Raw genomic sequence first — 24,579 nt, 5'->3', positions numbered from 1 at the left:
CCTGCGGCGTCTTCGCGTACGGGGTTACTTGCGCATGACCTCGGGCTCGTGGCGGCGCAGCAGACGCGCCACCGCGAAGCCGCAGGCGATGCCGATGAGCAGCAGGATGGTGATGTTGATCCCCCACTGGCCGGCCGTGTGCTCCCACAGCGGGTCCAGGTCCTCGGGGTTCTTCGGGTCCCACGGCGGCATGAGGTGCGCGAGGTCGAGGGTCGCGCCGGCACCGGCGATGGCCCAGCGGGACGGCATCAGCCAGGCGAACTGCTCCAGGCCGGGCGAGCCGTACACCTGGAAGAGGATGCCGGTGAAGACGACCTGGACGATCGCGAACATGACCAGCAGCGGCATGGTCTTCTCGGCGGTCTTCACCAGCGAGGAGATGACCAGACCGAACATCATCGACGTGAAGCCGAGCGCGATGATCGTGACGCAGAGCTCGACGGCCGGCGGCATGATCAGGCCTTCTTCGGGCAGCTCGCGGGTGGCGAAGCCGATGGCGCAGATGATGACGCCCTGGATGGCGGTGATCACGCCGAGGACGATCACCTTGGACATCAGGTACGCCGAGCGGGACAGGCCGGTGGCCCGCTCCCGTTCGTAGATGACCCGTTCCTTGATCAGTTCTCGTACGGAGTTGGCGGCGCCCGAGAAGCACATGCCGACCGCGAGGATCAGCATGATCGTGCCGGCGTCGCCGTTGAACCGGGACGGCGGGGTGGGCGGGGCGAGGCCGAAGTCGGCCGGGATGACGACCGAGACCACGCCGAGGACGGCCGGCAGGATCACCATCAGGCCCATGAAGCCCTTGTCGGACGCGATGACCGAGCTGTACCGGCGGATCAGCGTCCACAGCTGGGAGCCCCAGCCCTGCGGCTTCGGTGGCTTGGCCATCGCCTGAGGCGGCATCTGCACCGGCTGGGCGGCGACGGCGTCGATGTCCGCGGCGTACATCTGGTAGTGCTGCGAGCCCTTCCAGCGGCCCGCCCAGTCGTAGTCGCGGTAGTTCTCGAACGCCGAGAAGACATCGGCCCAGGTGGTGTAGCCGAAGAAGTTGAGCGCCTCCTCCGGCGGGCCGAAGTACGCCACGGAGCCGCCGGGTGCCATGACGAGCAGCTTGTCGCAGAGCCCCAGCTCGGCCACCGAGTGGGTGACCACGAGGACCGTACGGCCGTCGTCGGCGAGACCGCGCAGCAGCTGCATGACGTCCCGGTCCATGCCCGGGTCGAGGCCGGAGGTCGGCTCGTCCAGGAAGATCAGCGACGGCTTGGTCAGCAGCTCCAGGGCGACGGAGACACGCTTGCGCTGGCCACCGGAGAGGGAGGTGACCTTCTTCTCCTTGTGGATGTCGAGCTTGAGCTCGCGCAGGACCTCGTCGATCCGGGCCTCGCGCTCGGCCGCGGCGGTGTCGCCGGGGAAGCGCAGCTTCGCCGCGTACCTGAGCGCCTTCTGGACGGTCAGCTCCTTGTGCAGGATGTCGTCCTGCGGGACCAGACCGATGCGCTGGCGCAGCTCGGCGAACTGCTTGTAGAGGCTGCGGTTGTCGTAGAGGACGTCACCCTGGTCGGCGGGACGGTAGCCGGTGAGCGCCTTGAGCAGCGTCGACTTTCCGGAGCCGGACGGACCGATGACACCGATCAGCGACTTCTCCGGGACGCCGAAGGAAACGTCCTTGAGGATCTGCTTGCCGCCGTCGACCGTCACCGTGAGGTGGCGGGCCGAGAAGGAGACCTCGCCGGTGTCGACGAACTCCTCGAGCCGGTCACCGACGAGCCGGAAGGTCGAGTGACCGACACCGACGATGTCGTTCGGACCGATGAGCGCAGAGCCGGACTTGGCGAGCGGCTGGCCGTTGACGTACGTGCCGTTGTGGGAGCCGAGGTCGCGGATCTCGAAGCGGCCGTCGGGCGTCGCGTGGAACTCGGCGTGGTGGCGGGAGACCTGGAGGTCGGAGACCACGAGCTCGTTCTCCAGCGCACGGCCGATACGCATGACGCGGCCGAGCGAGAACTGGTGGAACGTGGTCGGGCTGCGGTCTCCGTACACCGGGGGTGCCTGGCCCGGGGTCTTCTGCGCGAACCGCTCGTCAGGGCCCTGCTGGTGCGGAACCTGGGCCTGCTGCTGGGCCGGAGCCTGCTGCTGCCAGTTCTGCTGCGGGGCCGGGTCGGCCTGCTGCTGCCAGTTCTGCTGCGGCTGCTGGGCCGGAGCCTGCTGGGCCGCCGCGGCCTGCTGCGCGGCGGCGGGTGCACTGTACGCACCGGCCGCGGCGCCGGAGAGGCTCAGCAGCGGGCCGTCGGTGGCGTTGCCGAGGTGCACCGCGGAGCCGGGGCCGATCTCCATCTGATGGATCCGCTGACCCTGCACATACGTGCCGTTGGTGCTGCCGTGGTCCTCGATGACCCAACTCCGGCCGCCCCAGCTGATCGTGGCGTGCCGCCACGAGACCCTGGCGTCATCGATCACCAGGTCACCCTGCGGATCGCGGCCGAGGGTGTACGACCTGGACGGATCGAGGGTCCAGGTCCTTCCGTTCAATTCCAGTACGAGTTCCGGCACTCCATGCCCCACTAGTTGTCCCCCGAGGTACCCCCATCACAGGGAGTCTAGGGATGGCGAACATCGTGAGGAACTATTTCAGGCCCGGTCCCGTATCCGAAAGCCGGGCCTTGCGAAGACGGCGTTCAGTGTTCTACGGATGCGCCGTTGACTGAGGAGAAACACGCCCGGAGAGTGGTAAGCACCCATGAGTGCACACGGATCATGCACGAAGGGGACAAGTCGGCGCGGATCGGGGGGTCCTGATGGCGGTGAGCAGCAACAGGGTCCCGACAACCGATGTGTACGGCGGTGTGCCGTGGGGCGATGTGGTCCTCGCCTCGATCGCCGCGGTGAGCTGGGCGATGGCCGGGATGGCGGGCACGGCCGCACTCGGACTGCACCTGCTGGGCGCGGACGCGAGCGGCTCACTGGGGCCGATGACCGCGGCGTTGACGGTGCTCGCGGTGGGGGGATCCGTCACGCCGTCGGGCGATGTGTCCGTGTTCGGACTCGACGGCGCGGAGGCCTCGACGGCCGTCGACATCACGCCACTCGGGGTGAGCCTGGTGGGGGCGCTGCTGCTCGCGCACTTCTTCCTGCGCTCGCTGCGCACGGCACAGGCGTATCTGCCGGGTACGGAACTGGCCGCGCGAGTGGGGGTGTTGGTGGCGCTGTTCCTCGGGATGGTCGGCGGGCTGGCGTGGGCGGGCCACGACGTCATCACGTTCGACGGCAGCGCGCTGGGAATTGACGACCTGCCTGGCGGAGGCGGTGACGGGAGCGGGGGCGCGGGCGCGGGCGGCGGGATCAAGGTGCCGGGGCTCGGTGACATCGGTGACATCGGGGGGCTGTTGCCCGACCGGCTCGGGGATCTGGTGCAGGCGAAGGCGTCGGTCGGTTTCACCGTCGACACCGCGCACTCGCTGGCCGGCGGGCTGTTCTGGGTGCTCGGCGTGCTCCTCGTCGCGCTGCTCGCCTCGCGCCGTACGCCGCTGCCGCGCGGCTGGGAGGCTCTGCACCGGCGGGTGCGGCCGGCGGTGTCGGCGCTGGTGACGGTGCTGCTGGTCGCGGTGGCGGCGGGGGCCGCGGCGGCGGCGTACGCGGCGGCCGGCGACGGGCATCCGGGAAGGATCGGCGGCGCGGCGCTGCTCGGCACGCCGAACGGCGTGTGGCTGGGAGTCCCGCTGGGTCTCTTCGTGCCGTGGGACGGCACGGCGACCGGTGAGCTGGCGAAGCTGCTGCCGGATCCGCTGGACGAGCTGCTGCGGGTCTCGGCCGACGAGCCGGTGACCGTCGGGCGGCTGGCGGAGCTCGACGGGCGGTCGTGGCTGCTGGCGGTGGCGTGCGCGCTGATGATGCTCTGCGCCGGTGTGCTGACGGCGGTCCGGACGCCGCGGGCCGGCGGAGTCGGGGCGGCCGGGTTCGCGGGGCGGTGTGCGGTGGCACTGGGTGCGGTGACGGCGGTCGCCCTGCCGCTGCTGGTCGTAGTGACGGAGGTGTCTGCGGACGCGTCGCTCTCGGTGCTCGGGTTCGATGCGTTCGGGGCCGGGATCGAGCTCCACGGGCATCCGGGGACGGCGCTGGTGCTGGGAGCGGTGTGGGGCGCGGCGGCGGGCGGACTGGGAGCGCTGGTGGCGTACGGGGTGGGGGCGGCGGGGCGGCGTGCGGCGCCGTCCGCCGTGGGCCGGCCGGCGGTCCCGGCACTGCCGGAGGGCCCGTACCGGCCGTCGGTTCCGTATCGCCCGCCGAACGCGGATACGAACCCGTATCTGCGGTTCCCGGAGGGCGGGGACGGGGGGCATGGGCTGCATGGCGCGCCGACGGTCGCGGGGCCGGTGCTGCCGCCGTATCCGTCGCCGAGGCCGTCCTGGGACGGTCCGCAGGACAGGCCGCCTGATGAGCCGCCGCCTCCGGGGGTGCCGCGGACGCACCGCTGAGGAGCCGCACCCGGGCGGCTACGGCCCGATGGGGAGTTCTGCCCACCCGCTCTTCCCCCCAGGGCTTGCCTGGGAGGTACCCCCGGCGAACGACTGCCCGCACAGCATGCGACACCCGCGCGTCACCTGCCGGACGGCGGTCGTACACCGTGCCGGAGGCCGAGGTGTCCGGTAAGCGGGACGGGGCGGCGCGTGGCACGGAGTGCCCGATACGGTGGAGACACCATGAGCGCATCGCAGCCCCCACAGGCCACCGACGTCCCCACCCTCCTCGTCAAGATCTTCGGGAAGGACCGTCCCGGGATCACCGCGGGGCTCTTCGACACCCTCGCCGCCTACTCCGTCGACGTGGTCGACATCGAGCAGGTCGTCACGCGTGGCCGCATCACCCTGTGCGCGCTCGTCACACAGCCGACCGCCGGCACCGAGGGCGAGCTGCGCGCGACCGTGCACGGCTGGGCCGAAGCCCTGAAGCTGCAGGCCGAGATCATCTCGGGCATCGGTGACAACCGGCCGCGCGGCAGTGGCCGCTCCCATGTCACCGTCCTCGGGCACCCGCTCACCGCCGAGTCCACCGCGGCCATAGCGGCCAGGATCACCGGCACCGGCGGAAACATCGACCGTATCTTCCGGCTCGCGAAGTATCCGGTGACCGCTGTGGAGTTCGCGGTGTCCGGCTGCGAGACCGAGCCCCTGCGCACCGCACTCGCCACCGAGGCAGCGGAGATCGGCGTGGATGTCGCGGTCGTCTCGGCAGGGCTGCACCGCAGGGCCCAGCGGCTGGTCGTCATGGACGTGGACTCCACGCTGATCACGGACGAGGTCATCGAGCTGTTCGCGGCACACGCCGGGTGCGAGGAGCAGGTCGCCGAGGTGACGGCGGCCGCGATGCGCGGGGAGCTGGACTTCGAGCAGTCGCTGCACGCGCGCGTGGCGCTGCTGGCGGGCCTGGACGCGTCGGTGGTGGAGAAGGTGCGTACCGAGGTACGGCTCACCCCGGGCGCCCGCACCCTGATCCGTACGCTGAAGCGGCTCGGCTTCCAAGTCGGCGTCGTCTCCGGCGGGTTCACACAGGTCACGGATGACCTCCAGGAGCGTCTCGGGCTGGACTTCGCCTCCGCCAACACGCTGGAGATCGTGGACGGGAAGCTCACCGGGCGGGTCGTCGGCGAGATCGTGGACCGGGCGGGCAAGGCGCGGCTGCTGCGCCGGTTCGCGGCGGAGGCGGGCGTACCGCTCGCCCAGACCGTGGCGATCGGCGATGGCGCGAACGATCTGGACATGCTGAACGCGGCGGGCCTCGGAGTCGCCTTCAACGCCAAGCCCGTGGTCCGGAAGGCCGCGGACACGGCGCTGAACGTGCCCTTCCTGGACGCCGTGCTCTATCTGCTCGGGGTCACCCGTGAAGAGGTGGAGGCGGCGGACGTCCACGAGGACTAGGCCGTGTTTCAGAACTCCCGCCTGGCTCGCGACGCCTGGCACGCACTCCCCCGTAGCCCTTCGGGCACGGGAGGTGCCCCCACGCTGCGTTGTCGGAGTCATCCAAGTACGTCCAGTACGAGGATGATCCTCCGCCTTGCGATTGCACGCACCAGACGCCTCGAGCCCCGCCCTGCGGGCGGACGGCGCTAGTTCTCAAACACGGCCTAGGCCCTACGCCTGTCCTGACCGGGACCTGCCTTCTGGATCAGGCCGGACAGGACCTGGCTCGCAGACACTGCACGGGACCGGCCCCGGAACGCGGATCGCGTACCGGGGCCGGTCCATGAACGGCGTACGGCGGCTAATCGTGCGGGGCCCAGTAGTCGAGGAGCGTGCCCACGCCGTGCTCGACGGACTTCCAGGAGCCGGAGAAGCCGATCACCGCGAAGGCGGCGGTCGGGAAGCCGCCGCGGCTCATCCTGGCCAGTGCGTCGCCCTCCACCTTGCCCGCGAGGGCGTCTGCGAGGGCGTGCATTCCAGGGTTGTGGCCGACGAGCAGCAGTTCGTCGACCTCGTCCGAAGTCTCGTTGAGCAGCGCGATCAGATCGCCGAGGGAGGCGTCGTACAGCCGCTCCTCGTACACCGTCCTGGGGCGATGCGGCAGCTCATGGACCGCCAGCTTCCAGGTCTCGCGGGTCCGCACCGCTGTCGAGCACAGGGCCAGGTCGAAGGGGATGCCGGTGTCGGCGAGCTTGCGGCCCGCGACCGTGGCGTCCGTGCGGCCCCGATCGGCGAGCGGCCGGTCATGGTCGGGCACCTGGGGCCAGTCGGCCTTGGCATGGCGGAGTAGGACGATCCTTCGCGATACGGGGTGTCCGGGGGGCATCCCACCGGAAAGCTCAGCGGTGCTCATGCACCTCAGCTTCGCATGAAATCAGCCAGCAGGCGCAGGGGGTTGACGTGCAATCCCGCGAAGGTGAACAAGGTCCAACCCGGTGGTCAGGAACCGGTCAGGGTCTGCTGGATCCGGTCCAGGAAGGCCCCCACGGAGGGGTCGACGGAGGCGGCCTGCGCCTCGCCTGTCCCGGTCATCAGCACGAACAGCGTGGCGAAGGCGATCACCGGCAGAACGACGGCCCACCACGGCAGCCGTACGTCGACACCGGCGGCGGCCGGGACGTGGGACCGGGTGTGCGTACGGGCCGACATGGCCGCCTCCGTGGGTCAGAAGGTGCGCTGCTGCGATACCTCAAACCTACGGATCATGAGCCCTCTCCCCCATCCGGTGAGCCACCCAGTTCCCCCTGACACTCACCCCCTAGGGGATGGTGGGGCCAGCCCTACCTTCGCGGCTTCGGGGCGGCGATGTCCCGGCTTCAGGGCGAGGGGACGTCCCGGCTTCAGCGCGAGGTGACGCCCTGGACTCAGGGCGAGGCGATCGAGGCGATGACGCCGATGATCACGGTGATGGCGATCATCGCGCCGAAGACGAGGAGGAGCTTCTTCTGGCCGTTCGGGGGGTTCGGGTCGAGCACAGGCATGGGCTCAGTGTCGCATCCCGGCTTCGTCCTCGACCGTGCGGTCCCGCCCGGCCAGGATGCCGACCGCCATCTGCGGCAGCATCAGCCCGGCCATCAGTGCGAGCGGCAGTTCCCAGCCGCCGCTGTGCTGGTAGAGCACGCCCACCAGCAGCGGCCCGGGGATGGAGATCAGATAGCCGGTGCTCTGCGCGAAGGCGGAGAGCCGTACGACGCTGGCGCCGGTGCGGGACCGCATGCCGATCATGGTCAGCGCGAGGGGGAAGGCGCAGTTGGAGATGCCGAGCAGCAGCGCCCAGGCCCAGGCGCCGACGGCCGGGGCGAGGAACAGGCCCGCGTAGCCCGTCAGTCCGCACAGGCCGAGGGCGACGACGATCGGGCCCTGCGTCTTCAGCCGGGTGGCCAGCCGGGGGATCACGAAGGCGAGCGGAACGCCCATGACCATGGTCACGGCGAGCAGCACACCTGCCGTGCCTGCCGGGACTCCGGCGTCGCGGAAGATCTTCGGCATCCAGCCCATGGTGATGTACGCGCCGGTGGCCTGGAGGCCGAAGAAGCAGGCGAGGGCCCAGGCCGTACGGCTGCGGGTGATGCGCGGGGCGGGTGCCTGCCCGGTCCGTCCGTCCGCGGGCGTGCCGAGCCGCGGGGAGGCCGTGCCCGTGCCCGTACTCGTGCCCGTACTCGTGCCTGTGCCTGCGCCCGGACCTGTGCTCGAGCTCGTGCCCGGCCCCCTGCCCCGGTCGCGGTCGCGTACCAGCAGGATCCACGGCAGGACGGCGACGGCGGCGAGCCCGGCCCAGACGACGAGACCGGTGCGCCAACTGCCGCCCAGCGCCTCCGTCATGGGCACGGTCGCGGCCGCGGCGAGCGCGGTGCCGAGCGACAGGGCCATCGAGTAGAGCCCGGTGACACTGCCGATACGGTCCGGGAAGTACCGCTTGACGATCACCGGCATCAGGACGTTGCTCACGGCGATGCCCACGAGGGCGAGCGCACTGGCGGCGAGGAATCCGGCGGTGCCCCCCGCGAAGGGACGTATCAGCAGTCCCGCGGTGATGGCGGCCATTCCGGCGCAGACGGTGGCGGCGGGACCGAAGCGGCGCGCGAGCCGGGGCGCGGTGATGCCGAAGACCGCGAAGCAGAGCGGCGGTACGGAAGTGAGGACTCCGGCGACGCTGCCGCTCATGTGGAGTCCGCTCTGCACCTCTTCGAGGAGGGCGCCGAGGCTGGTGATGGCGGGGCGGAGGTTGAGCGCGGCGAGGACGAGACCGACGACGACGAGCCGCGCGAGCCACGCCTGGGATTTCGGCGCGGGAGAATCGACCCGTGTGCGGGGTGCCGTGGTGGCGGGGCTCAGGGTGCGGGTCTGGGTCTCGTCGGACATGGAGCCATCATAGAATCATGGGATGATTGGTTGTCCAATCCCGTACGACTCTGGCGTAAGGCTGTGCGTACGGCTCCTCATCGACTTTCCGTACGACTTTCATCCGACAGACTTCTGTATGACGTCGCTTACCGATCCCGCGGACAAGGAGCACCATGGCGCTGACCTCTCCCCGGCGTTCCGCCCTCTCGGACCAGGTGATCACCGAGCTGCGGAACCAGATCACCTCGGGTGAGTGGCCGGTGGGCTCGCGGATTCCGACCGAACCCGAACTGGTCGAGCAGCTGGGCGTGGCTCGCAACACCGTCCGCGAGGCGGTCCGCGCGCTCGCCCACAACGGGCTCCTGGACATCCGGCAGGGCTCGGGCACCTATGTCGTCGCAACGAGCGAGCTGGCCGGGGTCATGCACCGCCGGTTCGCCGACGCCGACCCGCGGCACATCGCCGAGCTGCGCTCCACCCTCGAGTCCTCCGCGGCCCGGCTGGCCGCCGAGCGCCGTACGGAGCGGGAGCTGAAGCAGCTGGACACGCTGTTGGCGCGCCGTGAGGAGGCGTGGGAGTCGGGCGACGCCGAGGTGTTCGTCGCGGCCGACGCCACATTCCACCTGGCGGTCGTCGCGGCGTCCCACAACGACGTGCTGACCGCGCTCTACGCCGACCTGGGTGATCTGCTGCGCGACTGGCTGCGCGACGACGTGGGGCAGGAGCTGCGCCCGGAGAACCACATGGACCATGCGCGGCTCGTCGAGGCGATCCGCGCGTGCGACGGGGACACGGCGGCGTCGGAGGCCGCGAGCTACCCCTTCATGTGTCTGCGCAACGGCGTGTGAGCCGCACGGTCGTGATCGTCATGAGACACGGGCGCGGTCTCATGAGCCGCACGGTCGCGGTCGTCACGAGGGCCGGCGCAGATGGCTCACCCAGACGGTGCGTATCTCCTTCCAGCAGCGCTCGCTGAGTTCGGCGCGGCCGGTCGGGCCGAGGTCGACGGGCTTGCTGTCGGCGTCGACGTCCCACCACCGCTCGCACTCGACGTGGAGCTGGACCCGATCGGTGTCCAGGTAGGGGTTGTGGCAGTACGCCGTGGCCCGGGAGCCGTCGACGTAGACGCTGCAGTCGGCCCCGAAGGGCTGGGGAGCGGACTCCCCGCGCGACTGCGAGGCCGCTGGGGGTACCGGCCACAGAAGGGCCACCAGTACCCCCAGCGCGAACGCTGAACGCCAGGACGTACGCACAAGCAGACCTCCTCGGCCGTACTGCGGCGAACGCCGCTGCTGCACCACAAGGGAGGGATTGCCTCTCCAGGGTCACCCGGCCGGGGGGCCGTCCGCCCGTTCCATTGACCCGAACGGGCGATGCCCCGGTCCCCCGCACACAGCGGGTGACCGGGGCATCGCAGGCGTCCGGGTGACGCCCTGACTTTCGTTACGCTGCGTTACGCGCCCATCATGTGCACGCCGCCGTCGACGTGGATGATCTCGCCCGTGGTCTTCGGGAACCAGTCGGACAGAAGCGCGACGACACCGCGGCCGGCCGGCTCGGGGTCGGCCATGTCCCACTCCAGCGGGGAACGGTGGTTCCACACGTCCGCGAGCTCCGTGAAGCCCGGGATGGACTTGGCTGCCATGGAGCCGATGGGGCCGGCCGAGATCAGGTTGCAGCGGACGTGCTGCTTGCCCAGGTCACGGGCGAGGTAGCGGGAGGTGGCCTCCAGCGCGGCCTTCGCCGGGCCCATCCAGTCGTACTGCGGCCAGGCGAACTGGGCGTCGAAGGTCAGGCCGACCACCGAGGCGCCCTCCTGCGGGATCAGCGGCAGGCAGGCCATGGTGAGCGACTTCAGCGAGAACGCGGAGACGTGCATCGCGGTCGCCACGGACTCGAAAGGCGTGTTCAGGAAGTTGCCGCCGAGCGCGTCCTGCGGGGCGAAGCCGATGGAGTGGACGATGCCGTCCAGACCACCGAGCTCCTCGCGCACGGCGTCCTCGAGGCGGCCGAGGTGCTCGTCGTTGGTGACGTCGAGCTCGATGACCTTGGTGGGCTTGGGGAGCTTCTTGGCGATCCGCTCGGTCAGGGTGGGCCGCGGGAAGGCCGTCAGGATGATCTCCGCACCCTGCTCCTGGGCCAGCTTCGCGGTGTGGAAGGCGATGGAGGACTCCATCAGCACACCGGTGATGAGGATGCGCTTGCCGGCGAGGATTCCACTCATGTGATCAGTGACCCATGCCCAATCCGCCGTCAACGGGGATGACGGCTCCAGTGATGTACGAGGCGTCGTCGGAGGCGAGGAACTTCACCGCGGCGGCGATCTCCTCCGGCTGCGCGTAACGGCCGAGCGGCACCTGCGAAACGATGCCCGCGCGCTGCTCGTCGCTGAGCACCTTGGTCATGTCGGTGTCGACAAAACCGGGCGCGACGACGTTGAACGTGATGTTCCGCGACCCGAGTTCGCGGGCGAGGGAACGGGCGAAGCCGACCAGGCCGGCCTTGGAGGCGGCGTAGTTGGCCTGGCCCGCGGAGCCGAGCAGGCCGACCACGGAGGAGATCAGGACGACACGGCCCTTCTTGGCCCGCAGCATGGCGCGGTTGGCCCGCTTCACGACACGGAAGGTGCCGGTGAGGTTGGTGTCGAGGACGGAGACGAAGTCCTCCTCGGACATCCGCATCAGCAGCTGGTCCTTGGTGACGCCGGCGTTGGCGACCAGCACCTCCACGGGACCGTGCTTGTCCTCGATCTCCTTGTAGGCCTGCTCCACCTGTTCGGCGTCGGTGATGTCACACCTGACGGCCAGGCAGCCGAGCTGGGTCAGGGCCTCCGGCGGCTCCCCCGACCGGTATGTGATCGCGACCTTGTCACCGGCTTCGGCGAACGCGCGGGCGATGGCGAGGCCGATGCCCCGGTTTCCTCCGGTGACGAGAACCGAGCGGCTCAACGGATCACCCTTTCGATAGCGGTCTGGTACTGCGAAAACCTATCGGTACCGCCCCTTCTGCAGGGGATCGACCCCTGACAGTGGCGTACCGGATGCACTGTCGGGTCCCTACAGAAGGCCGGTCCGGCGGCGCTGACCCGAGCATCCGCCCCAGGCCAGGACCGGTCCTGCCCTGACGTCTCCCGACGTCTGCGGCTCATTCCCGGCGCGCCCCGCCGTCGCAGGCCGCAAAGCGATGGCCGTCGTGACTGTCGGCACTGCATGATTCACTGCGAGTCGTAATCGGTTGGGTCGAGAAGTCGAGAAGGGGAGGGCCGCTGTGCCCCATGACATCGATCAGTCTTTCCTGGCGCTGCCGCTGCGGGCACTCGCCGACGCGGCGCTCGCGCGGGCCCGCGCACTCGGCGCCGAGCATGCCGACTTCCGGCTGGAGCGGGTGCGCAGCGCGGCGTGGCGGCTGAGGGACGCGAAGCCCGCCGGTTCCTCCGACACCACCGATCTCGGGTACGCGGTGCGGGTCGTGCACGGCGGGGCATGGGGTTTCGCGTCCGGGGTCGATCTGACCATGGACGCGGCAGCGCGGGTCGCGAGCCAGGCCGTGGCGATGGCCAAGCTGTCCGCGCAGGTGATCGCGGCGGCGGGGTCCGACGAGCGGGTGGAGCTCGCGGAGGAGCCGGTGCACGCGGACCGTACGTGGGTCTCGTCGTACGAGATCGATCCGTTCACCGTCGCCGACGAGGAGAAGTCCGCGCTGCTGACGGACTGGAGCACGCGGCTGCTGCAGGCGGACGGTGTGGCGCATGTGGACGCCTCGCTGCTCACCGTGCACGAGAACAAGTTCTACGCGGACACGGCGGGCACCGTCACCACGCAGCAGCGGGTGCGGCTGCATCCGCAGCTCACGGCGGTCGCCGTGGACGAGACGACCGGTGAGTTCGACTCGATGCGGACGATCGCGCCGCCGGTCGGCCGCGGCTGGGAGTATCTGACGGGGACGGGCTGGGACTGGGACTCCGAGCTGGAGCAGATCCCGGAGCTGCTCGCCGAGAAGATGCGCGCGCCGAGCGTCGAGGCGGGGGCGTACGACCTGGTCGTGGACCCGTCCAACCTGTGGCTGACGATCCACGAGTCGATCGGCCACGCCACCGAGCTGGACCGGGCGCTCGGCTACGAGGCGGCGTACGCGGGCACGTCCTTCGCCACCTTCGACCAGCTGAACAAGCTGCGCTACGGCTCGTCGGTGATGAATGTGACCGGCGACAGGACGGCGGAGCACGGTCTCGCCACGGTCGGGTACGACGACGAGGGCGTCGAGGCGCAGAGCTGGGACCTCGTCAAGGACGGCACGCTCGTCGGCTACCAGCTGGACCGGCGCATCGCGCGGCTGACGGGCCTCGGCCGCTCCAACGGCTGCGCGTTCGCGGACTCGCCCGGGCATGTTCCGGTGCAGCGGATGGCGAACGTGTCGTTGCAGCCGGAGCCGGGCGGTCTTTCGACGGAGGATCTGATCGGGGGCGTGGAGCGCGGCATCTACGTGGTCGGCGACCGGTCCTGGTCGATCGACATGCAGCGCTACAACTTCCAGTTCACCGGGCAGCGCTTCTACCGGATCGAGAACGGCCGGCTGGCCGGTCAGCTGCGGGACGTCGCCTACCAGGCGACGACGACGGACTTCTGGGGCTCGATGGAGAAGGTCGGCGGCCCGCAGACATACGTCCTCGGCGGTGCCTTCAACTGCGGCAAGGCCCAGCCGGGCCAGGTCGCGGCGGTCTCCCACGGCTGCCCGTCCGCGCTGTTCCGCGGAGTGAACATCCTCAACACGACTCAGGAGGCCGGTCGATGAGCCCTGTCAGCAAGCCGCACGAGATCGTCGAGCGTGCCCTCGAACTGTCCACCGCCGACGGGTGTGTGGTCATCGCCGACGAGCATTCGTCGGCCAATCTGCGCTGGGCGGGGAACGCTCTGACCACGAACGGGGTGACCCGGGGCCGTACCCTCACCGTGATCGCCACGGTCGACGGGACGCAGGGCACCGCGTCCGGTGTGGTGTCGCGGTCGGCGGTGACCGCTGACGACCTGGAGCCGCTGGTGCGAGCCGCCGAGGCCGCCGCCCGGGCCGCGGGTCCCGCGGAGGACGCGCAGCCGCTGGTGACCGGCGTCCCGGTGGCCGGGGACTTCACGGACGCCCCGGCCGAGACGTCCTCGGCCGTCTTCGCGGACTTCGCGCCCGCGCTCGGCGAGGCCTTCGCCCGGGCCCGGTCCGGCGGACGTGAGCTGTACGGCTTCGCCAACCACGAGCTGACCTCGACGTATCTCGGTACGTCGGCGGGTGTACGGCTCCGCCACGACCAGCCGAACGGCACGCTGGAGCTGAACGCGAAGTCGCCCGACCGCAGCCGCTCGGCGTGGGCGGGCCGCTCGACGCGGGACTTCAAGGACGTGGACCCGGCGGCGCTCGACGGGGAGCTGGCGATCCGGCTGGGCTGGGCGGAGCGCCGTATCGAGCTGCCCGCGGGCCGGTACGAGACGCTGCTGCCGCCGACGGCGGTGGCGGATCTGCTGATCTACCAGCTGTGGTCGTCCTCGGGCCGGGACGCCGTGGAGGGCCGTACGGTCTTCTCGAAGCCCGGCGGCGGCACCCGCATCGGCGAGTCCCTCTCCGAGCTGCCGCTCACGCTGCGCAGCGATCCGAACGAGCCGGGTCTTGAGTCCGCGCCGTTCGTGATCGCGCACTCCTCCGGTGACGACGCCTCGGTGTTCGACAACGGTCTGCCGCTGTCGGCGACGGAGTGGGTACGGGAGGGCACTCTGGACCGGCTGATCACCACCCGGCACAGCGCGGGCCTGACCGGGCTGCCGGTCGCTCCCGGCGCCGGCAATCTGATTCTGGAGGGCGGCGGCGAGCGGTCCCTGGAGGAGATGGTCGCCTCGACCGAGCGGGGGCTGCTGCTGACCTGCCTCTGGTACATCCGCGAGGTCGACCCGGCGACGCTGCTGCTGACCGGGCTGACCCGGGACGGCGTCTATCTCGTCGAGAACGGGGAGGTCACCGGCGCGGTGAACAACTTCCGGTTCAACGAGTCGCCGGTCGATCTGCTGTCGCGGGCCGCCGAGGCCGGGCGGACGGAGAAGACGCTGCCGCGCGAGTGGAGCGACTGGTTCACCCGGGCCGCGATGCCCGCGCTGCGCATCCCGGACTTCAACATGAGCTCGGTCAGCCAGGGCGTATGAGCCCGGCGACGAGCCCATAGACTGCTGAAGCAGCGGACTGCGGAGGCAAGCATCGCAGCCATCGCAGTCATCATCGTTTTTCCCTTGTTCGAGGAGATACAGGACCGTGACGGACATCGTCGACGAGCTGAAGTGGCGCGGGCTTTTCGCCCTGTCCACTGACGAGGACGCTTTGCGCAAGGCGCTCGCGGACGGTCCCGTCACGTTCTATTGCGGCTTCGACCCGACGGCGCCCAGCCTGCACGTGGGGCATCTGGTGCAGGCGCTCACCATGCGCCGGCTCCAGCGTGCGGGCCACCGCCCGCTGGCGCTGGTGGGCGGGGCGACGGGTCAGATCGGCGACCCGAAGCCGACGGCGGAGCGCACGCTGAACGACCCGGAGACCGTCGCGGCCTGGGTGGAGCGGGTGCGTGCCCAGATCGAGCCGTTCCTGTCCTTCGAGGGCGAGAACGCCGCGGTGATGGTCAACAACCTGGACTGGACGGCGGGCATGTCCGCCATCGAGTTCCTGCGGGACATCGGCAAGCACTTCCGCGTCAACAAGATGCTGACCAAGGACTCGGTCGCCCGCCGGCTGGAGTCCGACCAGGGCATCAGCTACACCGAGTTCAGCTACCAGCTGCTGCAGGGCATGGACTTCCTGGAGCTGTACCGACGCTACGGCTGCGCCCTGCAGCAGGGCGGCAGCGACCAGTGGGGCAACCTGACCGCGGGCCTGGACCTGATCCACCGCCTGGAGCCGCACGCGAACGTGCACGCGCTCGCGACGCCGCTGATGACCAAGGCGGACGGCACCAAGTTCGGCAAGACCGAGGGCGGGGCGGTCTGGCTGGACCCGGAGATGACGACGCCGTACGCGTTCTACCAGTTCTGGCTGAACGTGGACGACCGGGACGTCTCCACGTACATGCGGATCCTCAGCTTCAAGAGCCGTGAGGAGCTCGAGGAGCTGGAGAAGCTCACCGAGGAGCGGCCGCAGGCGCGTGCCGCCCAGCGTGCGCTCGCCGAGGAGCTGACGACGCTGGTGCACGGCGCCGACCAGTGCGCGGCCGTCATCGCCGCGTCGAAGGCGCTCTTCGGTCAGGGCGAGCTGAAGGAGCTGGACGAGGGGACGCTGAGTGCGGCGCTCTCCGAGCTGCCGCACGCGCGGGTGGCCGAGCCGGCCGCGGTGGCGGATCTCTTCGCGGAGGTCGGTCTGGTCGCGAGCAAGTCGGCGGCCCGCCGCACCATCAAGGAGGGCGGTGCCTACGTGAACAACGTGAAGGTGACCGCCGAGGACGCGGTGCCCGCCGCCGACGATCTGCTGCACGGACGCTGGCTCGTGCTGCGCCGCGGCAAGAAGAACCTGGCCGCGGTGGAGGTCACGGCCGGCTGATCCGGCACATGGCACACGACGGCGGCCGGGTGGGGCGATCAGGATCGAGCCCCACCCGGCCGCGGTCGTGCGCGGAGGCCCTCAGGCCACTGTCGTACGCCCGGCGCCGTCAGGCCGCCTGTTTCTTGCCCCGCACCGACATGTAGAGCATGTCGCCGACACCGACGATGATCAGGGCGGCGACGATCTGCAGGGCGTGGCGGCCCCAGTCGATGCCCGGGGTCTCCCCGATCCCGAAGGCTCCCGCGAGGGCGTTGCCGGCGATCCCGCCGATGATGCCGAAGATCGTGATCAGCCAGAGCGGGCTGTGCTGCTTCCCCGGCAGGATCGCCTTGGCCAGCAGTCCCAGCACGAACCCCACAATGATCGCCCACAACCAGCCCATGGCTGCCTCCTGGTTGGATCGACGTGAGCAGTTACGGACAGTCTCGGCGTATCCGCCATACGACGCATGTCGGACAGCTTCGTACACAGTACGCAGAGGTATAGTCCACCCAGGTGAAGCGGCCCCGGTCTCGAATGCGTCGGAGCCGCGGCGTACCGTTGGAGCAGGTCCGGACCGGGGAGAGTCCGGCGTGGCAGCCGGGCGGTGGAACGACATGCGGAAGCACAGCACGACCGAGGTCTTCCGGATCACCGGAGCCCGTCAGGGACTGGCCGAAGATGTGCGAGGCCGGCAGCGCCGCTATGTGATCTCGATGTCGATCCGGACCCTGGCGGTGATCCTGGCCGCGACGCTCTGGAACGTCGAGCGGCATGTGGCGATCGTGGCGCTGGTGCTGGGCGCGACGCTGCCGTACATCGCCGTGGTGATCGCCAACGCGGGCCGCGAGAGCGCTCCGAAGCTGCCCCCCACCTTCGTCCCGGCCCCCACGCGTCCGGTGCTCGGCGCCGGACCTTCCGAACCGGAATCCGCCGCATCCGGCCGGGAGGCCCAGGCGGAGGAGCAGGCGGAGGACGAGGCGGAACGGACGACCCGGCAGGGCTGACCGGCGAGCCCGGGCATACCTGCCCGTGAAGCTCAAGAAAAGCTCAGATCAATCATGAAGTTCCTGTGCACCGCAGCCCGTTCCGCGTGACATACTGCGTGTGCGCTCCGCATCCCCCGTCGGAGCGACGGACCGACGCCGGGCAGCTCCCCCCGTGGCTGCTCGGCGTCGCCACGTTGGGGACAATGATCCCGTGAGTGACGAGACCCCGATCTGTTCCGCGAAGGGCTGCCGGGCAGCCGCCGTCTGGGTACTGGCCTGGAACAATCCGAAGCTGCATACGCCCGAGCGCCGCAAGACCTGGCTCGCGTGCGACGAGCACCGCGAGCATCTGTCCCAGTTCCTCGGGATCCGGGGTTTCCTGAAGGACGTCGTGACGCTCGAAGCGTGGGAGGGGGAGTCAGCCGCCGATGGCTGACATGGGGCGCTGGGGCTGGAGGAACGCCGGGTCGTCCAGACCGGATCCGGCCTTCTTCCCCCACATCGCGAGCTTCCAGATCCGGGCGATCTCCTCGTCCGGCGCGGCGGAGCGCAGAGCGCCGCGCAGATCGGTCTCCTCCTGCGCGAACAGGCAGGTGCGGACCTGTCCGTCGGCGGTCAGCCGGGTGCGGTCGCAGGCGCTGCAGAAGGGGCGGGTGACGGAGGCGATCACTCCGACCCGGTGCGGTCCGCCGTCCACGAGCCAGCGCTCGGCGGGCGCGGAGCCGCGTGCCTCGTCGCCCTCGGGCGTGAGACTGAAGCGCGTGAGCAACGACTGAAGGATGTCGCCCGCGGTGATCATCCCGTCGCGCTTCCAGCCGTGCTGGGCGTCCAGCGGCATCTGCTCGATGAAACGCAGCTCGTAGTCGTGCTCGACGGCCCAGGCGAGGAGGTCGGGCGCCTCGTCGTCGTTGAGCCCCGGCATCAGGACCGTATTGACCTTGACCGGAGTCAGTCCGGCGTCGCGGGCGGCCTGGAGACCCTCCAGCACATCGTGGTGGCGGTCGCGGCGGGTGAGGGTCTTGAAGACGTCGGGACGGAGGGTGTCGAGCGAGACATTGACCCGGTCCAGCCCGGCGGCCTTGAGGGCGGTCGCGGTGCGCTTGAGGCCGATGCCGTTGGTCGTCAGCGACATCTTGGGGCGGGGCGCCAGCGCGGCGCAGCGCTCGACGATGCCGACGAGGCCTGGCCTCAGCAGCGGCTCGCCGCCGGTGAAGCGGACCTCGGTGATCCCCAGCTGGGTCACGGCGATGCGGATGAGCCGGACGATCTCGTCGTCGGTGAGGAGGTCGGGCTTGGCGAGCCACTGCAGGCCTTCTTCCGGCATGCAGTAGGCACATCGCAGATTGCACCGGTCCGTGAGCGAAACCCGCAGGTCAGTGGCCACACGGCCGTAGGTGTCGATGAGCACTGTGGGCCCCCTCCCCATGTCCGGAAGTCGTACGGGAAAGCATCTAGGTCGTACAAGAAAAGGTCGTACAAGAACTCGTATGGAAGCGAGCCTACGCGACACCTCTGACAACGACAGGGGCCATTTGCCACGAGGTGCGCAGCGGCCGCGTCGTAGGACCCTACGACGCGGCCGCGGTCATGCGTATGAAGGATTCCTCCTCAGTGGGCGCCGATGCCTGTGAGGGACTTGACCTCCAGCTCTGCGTACTTGCCCGCGTCCGGCTCCTCCTTCGAGAGCAGGGAGCCGATCCAGCCGAGCAGGAAGCCCAGCGGGATGGAGACGAGCCCGGGGTTCTCCAGCGGGAACCAGGCGAAGTCCGCCGAGGGGAACATCGACGTCGGCTTTCCGGAGACGACCGGGGAGAACAGCACCAGGACCACGGACGAGACCAGACCGCCGTAGATCGACCACAGCGCGCCCCGGGTGGTGAACCTCTTCCAGAACAGGCTGTAGAGGATCGTCGGCAGGTTCGCGGACGCGGCGACCGCGAAGGCGAGCGCGACCAGACCGGCCACGTTCAGGTCGCGGGCCATCGCGCCGAGGGCGATGGAGACGATGCCGATGAGGACGGTCGCCCAGCGGGCCGCACGTACCTCCTCCTGCTCGCTCGCCTGTCCCCTGCGGATGACGTTGGCGTAGATGTCGTGCGCGAAGGACGACGAGGACGCCAGGGTCAGACCGGCGACGACGGCGAGGATGGTGGCGAAGGCGACCGCGGAGATCACCGCGAGCAGGATCGCGCCGCCCGCGGAGTCGACACCGCCGATGTGCAGGGCGAGCAGGGGTGCGGCCGTGTTGCCCGCCTTGTTGGACGCCTTGATCTCCTCCGGGCCGACGAGCGCCGCCGCCCCGAAGCCGAGCGCGATGGTCATCAGATAGAACGCGCCGATGATGCCGATGGCCCAGATGACCGACTTACGGGCGGCCTTGGCGGTGGGCACGGTGTAGAAGCGGATCAGGATGTGCGGCAGGCCCGCGGTGCCGAGCACCAGGGCGATGCCGAGCGAGATGAAGTCCAGCTTGGAGGTGCTGGTGGCGCCGTACTTGAGGCCGGGCTCCAGGAACGCCGCGCCCTTGCCGCTCTGCTCGGCGGCCTTGCCGAGCAGGTCGGAGACGTTGAAGTTGAACTTCCACAGCACCAGGAAGGTGATGAGCAGGGTGCCAGCGATGAGCAGGACGGCCTTGACCATCTGCACCCAGGTGGTGCCCTTCATGCCGCCGATAGTGACGTAGAGGATCATCAGAACGCCGACCAGGCCGACGATCGCGACCTTGCCCGCGTCGCTGGTGATGCCGAGCAGCAGTGAGACGAGCACGCCGGCACCCGCCATCTGCGCGAGCAGATAGAAGATCGAGACCACGATGGTGGAGGTTCCGGCGGCGGTACGGACCGGGCGCTGGCGCATGCGGTAGGCGAGGACGTCGCCCATGGTGAAACGGCCGGAGTTGCGCAGCGGTTCGGCGACCAGCAGCAGGGCGACCAGCCAGGCGACCAGGAAGCCGATGGAGTAGAGGAAGCCGTCGTACCCGAAGAGGGCGATCGCACCGGCGATACCGAGGAAGGACGCGGCGGACATGTAGTCGCCGGAGATGGCGAGACCGTTCTGGAAGCCGGTGAACTGGCGGCCGCCGGCGTAGAAGTCGGCGGCGTCCTTGGTCTGCCGGCCTGCCCAGACGGTGATGAACAGCGTCGCGACGACGAAGGCCGCGAAGAGCGTGATGATCAGCGGCCGGTGCTCGGTGGTGGCGCTCGATGCCGCGAGCTGCACGTTCTGGAGGGTGGTGCCGCTCATGCGTCGGCCTCCATCCGGGACTTGATCGCGTCCGCCTTGGGGTCGAGCTTGTCGGCCGCGTGCCGCGAGTAGAACCAGGCGATGAGGAACGTGGTGGCGAACTGGGCGAGCCCGAGGACAAGGGCCACGTTGATGTTGCCGAAGAGCTTGGTGCCCATGAAGCCGCCCGCGTAGTTGGACAGCAGGACGTACAGCAGGTACCAGGTGATGAAGGCGATGGTCAGGGGGAAGGCGAAGGAGCGGTAGGTGCGGCGCAGTTCGCCGAATTCCGCACTCTCCTGCACCTCGACGAACGACTCTGTCGTGAGCTGGACGGGACTGGTGTCCGTGCCGCCGGGCGGCGGCGGTGCATCGGTAGCCACGGAATCTCCTCGCGACGCGGGTGCGGTGGGCATGGACGGTTGGGACCTCTGCATGTGCGGGGGCGAGCGGTGATGTTGCTCCTCCCCTGACAACGGCACGGAAGGCACCCCGAAGCGGTTCACCATCGGCCTTTTCCTGTCGGGAGTTTCCGGCTCCCTGTCAGGAGTTTCCGGCGAACTTTCCGTTCCGAAGCCTCGAAGTCGTTGATATGTGCCGATGATCGGCGATAACTTCGCTCGTCATGTACCCGTCCAGTCGCACGCCGTGACTGGGCGGCTCACCCGGATGATGTGGAGACCCCATGGCTCATCTGCCCGCCAGACGCAAGCGCGCAATAGCTCTGCCCGCCGGTCTGGCGCTCACTGCGTCACTCGGATTCCTGCCCGCGGGCGCGGCGACGGCCGCACCCGCCGACGACACGCCCACTGCCGTCACGGCGAGCGGCCCGACTCTGTCGTACGTCGTCAACACCTCTGGCGGTCACTCCACCGCCACGTCGGTGAAGCAGGCGATCGAGAGGGCCGGCGGCACGGTGGTGATCGCCTACGACCGGATCGGCGTCATCGTCGTCCACTCGCAGAACCCCGACTTCGCGCGGCAGATCCGTACGGTGCGGGGTGTTACCTCGGCGGGTGCCACCCGTACCAGCCCGCTGGCCGCGCAGACCGACCACGCCATCGACGCGGAGCAGCCGCTCACTCCCGCGGAGATGAAGGCGGCCGCGGCGAACGCGACCGGCGAACAGGATCCGCTGGAGCCGCTGCAGTGGGACCTGCCCGCCATCAAGGCGGACAAGGCGCACCAGCGGACGCTGGGCAGCAGCAACGTCACGGTCGCCGTCCTCGACTCGGGCGTCGACGACACCCACCCGGACATCGCGCCGAACTTCGACAGTGCGGGATCGGCCAACTGTGTGAGCGGCGTGCCGGTCACGAAGGACAATGCCTGGCGGCCGACGGCCACCGAGAGCGACCACGGCATGCATGTGGCGGGCACCATCGCCGCCGCCAAGAACGGCTTCGGCGTCACCGGTGTCGCTCCGGGTGTGAAGGTCTCCAGCCTCAAGGTGGCCAACCCGGACGGGTTCTACTACACCGAGGCGGTCCTCTGCGGCTTCATGTGGGCCGCCGACCACGGGGCCGATGTGACCAACAGCAGCTTCTACACCGACCCGTGGCTCTACAACTGCAAGACCGACGAGGACCAGAAGGCCCTGGTCGAGACGCTCACCCGGGCCACCCGGTACGCAGAGCGCAAGGGCGCGGTGAACGTCGCCTCGGCCGGCAACTCCCGTACGGACCTGGCCGCCGACGAGGTCACCGACACGACCAGCCCGAACGACACCACCCCGGTGTCACGGGTCGTCGATCTGCGCGAGTGCCTGGACATCCCGGCCATGCTGCCGGATGTCGTCACGGTCTCGGCGACCGGCGCCAAGGGCCTGAAGTCGTCGTACTCGAACTACGGTCTGGGAGTCGTCGACATCGCGGCGCCGGGCGGTGACTCCACGGTGTACCAGCCGCCGGAGGCTCCGGCCACCAATGGCCGGATCCTTTCAACGACGTTCAAGGGCGGCCACACCTGGACCTACAAGGCCGGCACCTCCATGGCGTCCCCGCATGTCGCGGGTGTCGTCGCACTCATCAAGTCGAAGCACCCGTACATCTCGCCGGCCGGGGTGAAGGCGCTGCTGTACGCGCAGGCCGACGACCAGGACTGCACCAACCCGTACGACATCGACGGCGACGGCAAGGTCGACGCGGTGTGCGAGGGCGGGAAGAGCGTGAACGGCTTCTACGGGGCCGGGATGACGGACGCACTGGACGCGGTGCGCTGGTAAGGCGGTTGGGGGAGGGCCCGGGCGTGAACGGTCACGTCCGGGCCCTTTCCATGCCCGCGCCTGGCACTGGGTGCCATAGTGCGGGAATGACTGACACTCCTTCACGTGACGGGCGCGATGGGCTCGGTGGGCGCAGCGGGCGCGATGGGTGCGAAGGGCTCGATGGGTGCGAAGGACTCAGGGGGTCCGGCAGGTCCGGCAGGTTCCTCGCTCCTGGAGGGTCCGGCGGTACGGAGCGGCTGTGGGCGGCGCTCGGCGGTGACCCCGGACTCACCGGGCGGGTCTCGTACGGCGGCCCGTCGGGGCTGCTCGCGGCCCGGCTGCCGGTCATGGAGCTGGCCCGCGCCACGGTGGCAGTGTGCTCGCTCGCGGCGGCGGAGCACGCCGCGCGCCGCGCCGGCGGTCCGGTCCCGGCGGTGCGGGTCGACGACGGAGCGGTGGCCACGGCGTTCGTGAGCGAGCGGCACCTGCTGGTCGACGGACGGCCTCCCGTCACGTTCGCGCCGCTGTCCCGTTTCTGGCGCACGGCCGACGGCTGGGTGCGTACGCACGCCAACTACCCGCACCACCGGGCCGCGCTGCTGGCCGCGCTGGACACGGACGAGGACGGTGTGGAGGGCGCACTCGCCGGGCGGCGGGCGCGGGACGCCGAGGAGGCGGTGTACGCGGCAGGAGGCCTGGCGGTCGCGGTCCGAACGCCCGAGGAGTGGGCGGCGCATCCACAGGGCGCGGCCGCGGCGCGGCAGCCGCTGGTCTCCCGGGAGCGGCTCGACGACGCGGCTCCCCGGCGCCGGTCCGGCGGGCTGCGGGTCCTCGATCTGACCCGGGTCATCGCGGGCCCCGTGGCCACCCGTACGCTCGCGCTGCTGGGCGCGGATGTGCTGCGCATCGACCCGCCCCGGCTGCCCGAACTCCCGGACCAGCACGCCGACGCCGGCTTCGGCAAACGGTCCGCGACGCTCGACCTGGCCAGCCCTGGGGACCGGCGGACCTTCGGCGAACTCCTGGACCGGGCGGACGTGCTGGTCACGGGCTACCGCCCGGGCGCACTGGACCGGTTCGGCCTGGCCAGGCCGGGTCTGGTCGTGGCCCAGCTGTCGGCCTGGGGCGACGAGGGCCCGTGGGGCGGACGGCGCGGCTTCGACAGCCTCGTCCAGGCCGCCAGTGGCATCGCCCTGTCCGAGGGTTCGGCGGACGCTCCGGTGCCCTGCCCGCGCAGGCTCTCGACCACGGCACCGGTTATCTGCTCGCGGCGGCGGTGCTCAGATCCCTGACCGAGCAGGAGGACGAGGGCGGTACCCGTCTGGTCCGGCTGGCGCTGGCCCGAACGGCCCGCTTCCTGACCCACGGGCTGTCGCCGGCGCCGCCCGGGACCGGCGAAGCCGGGGCGGACGATCCCGGCCGCCGGCTCGCCGAGACCGACAGCCCGCTCGGCAGGCTCCGGTACGCGCTGCCGCCGGTGTCGTTCGCCGGCGGCCCGGAGACCTGGTCACGCCCGCCGGGCGTGTGGGGCGCGGACGCGCCGACGTGGGCGTAGAGCGCCTGCGGCGCGCCCACGCGGCGGAGCCGCACATCGACACCGCCCCTCCCCTCCCCTTCCCGAACCGGGGCTCCGCCCCAGACCCCTGATTCGGGGGCTCTGACCCCGCACCTTCGCGCCTCGATCTGCCCCTACGCCCTGCGGGCGTGGGGGGGGGGGGAAGGGGGGGGGGGGGGGGGGGGGGGGGGGGGGGGGGGAGGAGGAGGAGGGGGGGGGGGGGGGGGCCCGCCCAAGGGAGACGCCCCCAACAACACGGAGGGGAGGGGACAA

Annotated in this window: 21 protein-coding genes and 1 pseudogene; 10 read left to right on the top strand and 12 right to left on the bottom strand. The window is 70.2% G+C overall.

What is annotated here, in order from left to right:
• Positions 1-24 precede the first annotated feature (24 nt).
• Complete coding sequence (locus AC0699_RS06425) at positions 25-2,565, bottom strand: ABC transporter ATP-binding protein/permease (protein ID WP_478656332.1); 2,541 nt, start codon at positions 2,563-2,565, stop codon at positions 25-27.
• A gap of 233 nt (positions 2,566-2,798) precedes the next feature.
• Here AC0699_RS06425 and AC0699_RS06420 point away from each other — a divergent pair, with 233 nt between their 5' ends.
• Both AC0699_RS06420 and serB read left to right on the top strand, forming a co-directional pair.
• The gene (locus tag AC0699_RS06420; RefSeq protein WP_478656329.1) at positions 2,799-4,472 is read left to right on the top strand and encodes a streptophobe family protein; all 1,674 of its coding nucleotides are present in this window, start codon (positions 2,799-2,801) and stop codon (positions 4,470-4,472) included.
• A 225-nt stretch (positions 4,473-4,697) separates the two neighbouring features.
• A complete protein-coding gene (gene serB / locus AC0699_RS06415; protein WP_478656327.1) occupies positions 4,698-5,912 on the top strand; it encodes a phosphoserine phosphatase SerB in 1,215 nt (404 codons plus the stop codon).
• A 343-nt stretch (positions 5,913-6,255) separates the two neighbouring features.
• On the opposite strand, the gene AC0699_RS06410 is transcribed toward serB, so the two are convergent.
• The 4 genes from AC0699_RS06410 to AC0699_RS06395 form a co-directional block, all read right to left on the bottom strand.
• Positions 6,256-6,807 carry a SixA phosphatase family protein gene (locus tag AC0699_RS06410; RefSeq protein WP_453666071.1) on the bottom strand — a complete coding sequence of 184 codons (552 nt, stop codon included), beginning with the start codon at positions 6,805-6,807 and terminating at the stop codon, positions 6,256-6,258.
• An 86-nt stretch (positions 6,808-6,893) separates the two neighbouring features.
• Positions 6,894-7,103 carry a hypothetical protein gene (locus AC0699_RS06405; protein WP_478656324.1) on the bottom strand — a complete coding sequence of 70 codons (210 nt, stop codon included), beginning with the start codon at positions 7,101-7,103 and terminating at the stop codon, positions 6,894-6,896.
• Between the two features lie 215 nt (positions 7,104-7,318).
• On the bottom strand, positions 7,319-7,435 hold the full coding sequence (locus AC0699_RS06400; RefSeq protein ID WP_478656321.1) for an SGM_5486 family transporter-associated protein: 117 nt from the start codon (positions 7,433-7,435) through the stop codon (positions 7,319-7,321).
• Between the two features lie 4 nt (positions 7,436-7,439).
• Positions 7,440-8,816: a CynX/NimT family MFS transporter gene (locus AC0699_RS06395; RefSeq protein ID WP_478656318.1), complete on the bottom strand. Its 1,377-nt coding sequence runs from the start codon at positions 8,814-8,816 to the stop codon at positions 7,440-7,442.
• 155 nt (positions 8,817-8,971) lie between these two features.
• On the opposite strand from AC0699_RS06395, the gene AC0699_RS06390 reads away from it, so the two are divergent.
• Positions 8,972-9,646, top strand: coding sequence for a FadR/GntR family transcriptional regulator (locus tag AC0699_RS06390; protein WP_469770137.1), 675 nt, complete (start codon positions 8,972-8,974; stop codon positions 9,644-9,646).
• Between the two features lie 63 nt (positions 9,647-9,709).
• Here AC0699_RS06390 and AC0699_RS06385 read toward each other — a convergent pair whose 3' ends face one another.
• The 3 genes from AC0699_RS06385 to fabG form a co-directional block, all read right to left on the bottom strand.
• Positions 9,710-10,051 carry a hypothetical protein gene (locus tag AC0699_RS06385; RefSeq protein WP_478656315.1) on the bottom strand — a complete coding sequence of 114 codons (342 nt, stop codon included), beginning with the start codon at positions 10,049-10,051 and terminating at the stop codon, positions 9,710-9,712.
• Between the two features lie 200 nt (positions 10,052-10,251).
• Positions 10,252-11,022, bottom strand: coding sequence for an enoyl-ACP reductase FabI (gene fabI, locus AC0699_RS06380; RefSeq protein WP_478656312.1), 771 nt, complete (start codon positions 11,020-11,022; stop codon positions 10,252-10,254).
• A gap of 4 nt (positions 11,023-11,026) precedes the next feature.
• Complete coding sequence (gene fabG, locus AC0699_RS06375; protein ID WP_478656310.1) at positions 11,027-11,746, bottom strand: 3-oxoacyl-[acyl-carrier-protein] reductase; 720 nt, start codon at positions 11,744-11,746, stop codon at positions 11,027-11,029.
• A 319-nt stretch (positions 11,747-12,065) separates the two neighbouring features.
• Here fabG and AC0699_RS06370 point away from each other — a divergent pair, with 319 nt between their 5' ends.
• The 3 genes from AC0699_RS06370 (at position 12,066) to tyrS (ending at position 16,352) form a co-directional block, all read left to right on the top strand.
• Complete coding sequence (locus AC0699_RS06370) at positions 12,066-13,589, top strand: TldD/PmbA family protein (protein ID WP_478656307.1); 1,524 nt, start codon at positions 12,066-12,068, stop codon at positions 13,587-13,589.
• The gene (locus AC0699_RS06365; RefSeq protein WP_478656306.1) at positions 13,586-14,977 is read left to right on the top strand and encodes a metallopeptidase TldD-related protein; all 1,392 of its coding nucleotides are present in this window, start codon (positions 13,586-13,588) and stop codon (positions 14,975-14,977) included. Before AC0699_RS06370 ends, AC0699_RS06365 begins: the two co-directional genes overlap by 4 nt.
• Positions 14,978-15,083: 106 nt before the next feature.
• Positions 15,084-16,352, top strand: a complete 1,269-nt coding sequence (gene tyrS / locus AC0699_RS06360) for a tyrosine--tRNA ligase (RefSeq protein ID WP_478656304.1) — start codon at positions 15,084-15,086, stop codon at positions 16,350-16,352.
• A 109-nt stretch (positions 16,353-16,461) separates the two neighbouring features.
• Here tyrS and AC0699_RS06355 read toward each other — a convergent pair whose 3' ends face one another.
• On the bottom strand, positions 16,462-16,737 hold the full coding sequence (locus AC0699_RS06355; RefSeq protein ID WP_478656302.1) for a GlsB/YeaQ/YmgE family stress response membrane protein: 276 nt from the start codon (positions 16,735-16,737) through the stop codon (positions 16,462-16,464).
• Between the two features lie 214 nt (positions 16,738-16,951).
• Between AC0699_RS06355 and AC0699_RS06350 the strand changes: the two genes are divergently transcribed.
• Entirely contained in the window at positions 16,952-17,341 is a 390-nt protein-coding gene (locus tag AC0699_RS06350; protein ID WP_478656300.1) for a DUF3099 domain-containing protein, read from the top strand.
• 193 nt (positions 17,342-17,534) lie between these two features.
• Entirely contained in the window at positions 17,535-17,759 is a 225-nt protein-coding gene (locus AC0699_RS06345; protein ID WP_478656298.1) for a hypothetical protein, read from the top strand.
• Here the strand turns inward: AC0699_RS06345 and moaA are convergent.
• From moaA to AC0699_RS06330, 3 genes are all read right to left on the bottom strand, one after another.
• Complete coding sequence (gene moaA / locus AC0699_RS06340) at positions 17,742-18,731, bottom strand: GTP 3',8-cyclase MoaA (protein WP_478656296.1); 990 nt, start codon at positions 18,729-18,731, stop codon at positions 17,742-17,744. The genes AC0699_RS06345 and moaA overlap by 18 nt on opposite strands.
• Before the next feature lie 200 nt (positions 18,732-18,931).
• Positions 18,932-20,566 (bottom strand): solute symporter family protein, encoded by a 1,635-nt coding sequence (locus AC0699_RS06335; RefSeq protein WP_478656294.1) that lies wholly within the window; start codon positions 20,564-20,566, stop codon positions 18,932-18,934.
• Complete coding sequence (locus AC0699_RS06330; RefSeq protein ID WP_478656291.1) at positions 20,563-20,928, bottom strand: DUF485 domain-containing protein; 366 nt, start codon at positions 20,926-20,928, stop codon at positions 20,563-20,565. The genes AC0699_RS06335 and AC0699_RS06330 overlap by 4 nt, the downstream gene beginning before the upstream one ends.
• Before the next feature lie 302 nt (positions 20,929-21,230).
• On the opposite strand from AC0699_RS06330, the gene AC0699_RS06325 reads away from it, so the two are divergent.
• Together AC0699_RS06325 and AC0699_RS06320 are read left to right on the top strand one after the other, a co-directional pair.
• The gene (locus AC0699_RS06325) at positions 21,231-22,769 is read left to right on the top strand and encodes a S8 family peptidase (protein WP_478656289.1); all 1,539 of its coding nucleotides are present in this window, start codon (positions 21,231-21,233) and stop codon (positions 22,767-22,769) included.
• A gap of 329 nt (positions 22,770-23,098) precedes the next feature.
• Positions 23,099-24,306, top strand: a pseudogene (locus AC0699_RS06320) (CoA transferase).
• Positions 24,307-24,579: the final 273 nt, after the last annotated feature.

The sequence above is a fragment of the Streptomyces sp. NPDC043870 genome, from assembly GCF_056435785.1.
This window is presented reverse-complemented; position numbering and strand designations above follow the sequence as displayed.

What these genes read in the sequence shown, in the direction of transcription:
- AC0699_RS06420 (WP_478656329.1), top strand. Translation starts at nt 2,799, where the DNA reads ATGGCGGTGAGCAGCAACAGGGTCCCGACAACCGATGTGTACGGCGGT.
- serB (WP_478656327.1), top strand. Translation starts at nt 4,698, where the DNA reads ATGAGCGCATCGCAGCCCCCACAGGCCACCGACGTCCCCACCCTCCTC.
- AC0699_RS06410 (WP_453666071.1), bottom strand. Translation starts at nt 6,807, where the DNA reads ATGAGCACCGCTGAGCTTTCCGGTGGGATGCCCCCCGGACACCCCGTA.
- AC0699_RS06405 (WP_478656324.1), bottom strand. Translation starts at nt 7,103, where the DNA reads ATGTCGGCCCGTACGCACACCCGGTCCCACGTCCCGGCCGCCGCCGGT.
- AC0699_RS06400 (WP_478656321.1), bottom strand. Translation starts at nt 7,435, where the DNA reads ATGCCTGTGCTCGACCCGAACCCCCCGAACGGCCAGAAGAAGCTCCTC.
- AC0699_RS06395 (WP_478656318.1), bottom strand. Translation starts at nt 8,816, where the DNA reads ATGTCCGACGAGACCCAGACCCGCACCCTGAGCCCCGCCACCACGGCA.
- AC0699_RS06390 (WP_469770137.1), top strand. Translation starts at nt 8,972, where the DNA reads ATGGCGCTGACCTCTCCCCGGCGTTCCGCCCTCTCGGACCAGGTGATC.
- fabI (WP_478656312.1), bottom strand. Translation starts at nt 11,022, where the DNA reads ATGAGTGGAATCCTCGCCGGCAAGCGCATCCTCATCACCGGTGTGCTG.
- AC0699_RS06365 (WP_478656306.1), top strand. Translation starts at nt 13,586, where the DNA reads ATGAGCCCTGTCAGCAAGCCGCACGAGATCGTCGAGCGTGCCCTCGAA.
- AC0699_RS06355 (WP_478656302.1), bottom strand. Translation starts at nt 16,737, where the DNA reads ATGGGCTGGTTGTGGGCGATCATTGTGGGGTTCGTGCTGGGACTGCTG.
- AC0699_RS06350 (WP_478656300.1), top strand. Translation starts at nt 16,952, where the DNA reads ATGCGGAAGCACAGCACGACCGAGGTCTTCCGGATCACCGGAGCCCGT.
- AC0699_RS06335 (WP_478656294.1), bottom strand. Translation starts at nt 20,566, where the DNA reads ATGAGCGGCACCACCCTCCAGAACGTGCAGCTCGCGGCATCGAGCGCC.
- AC0699_RS06325 (WP_478656289.1), top strand. Translation starts at nt 21,231, where the DNA reads ATGGCTCATCTGCCCGCCAGACGCAAGCGCGCAATAGCTCTGCCCGCC.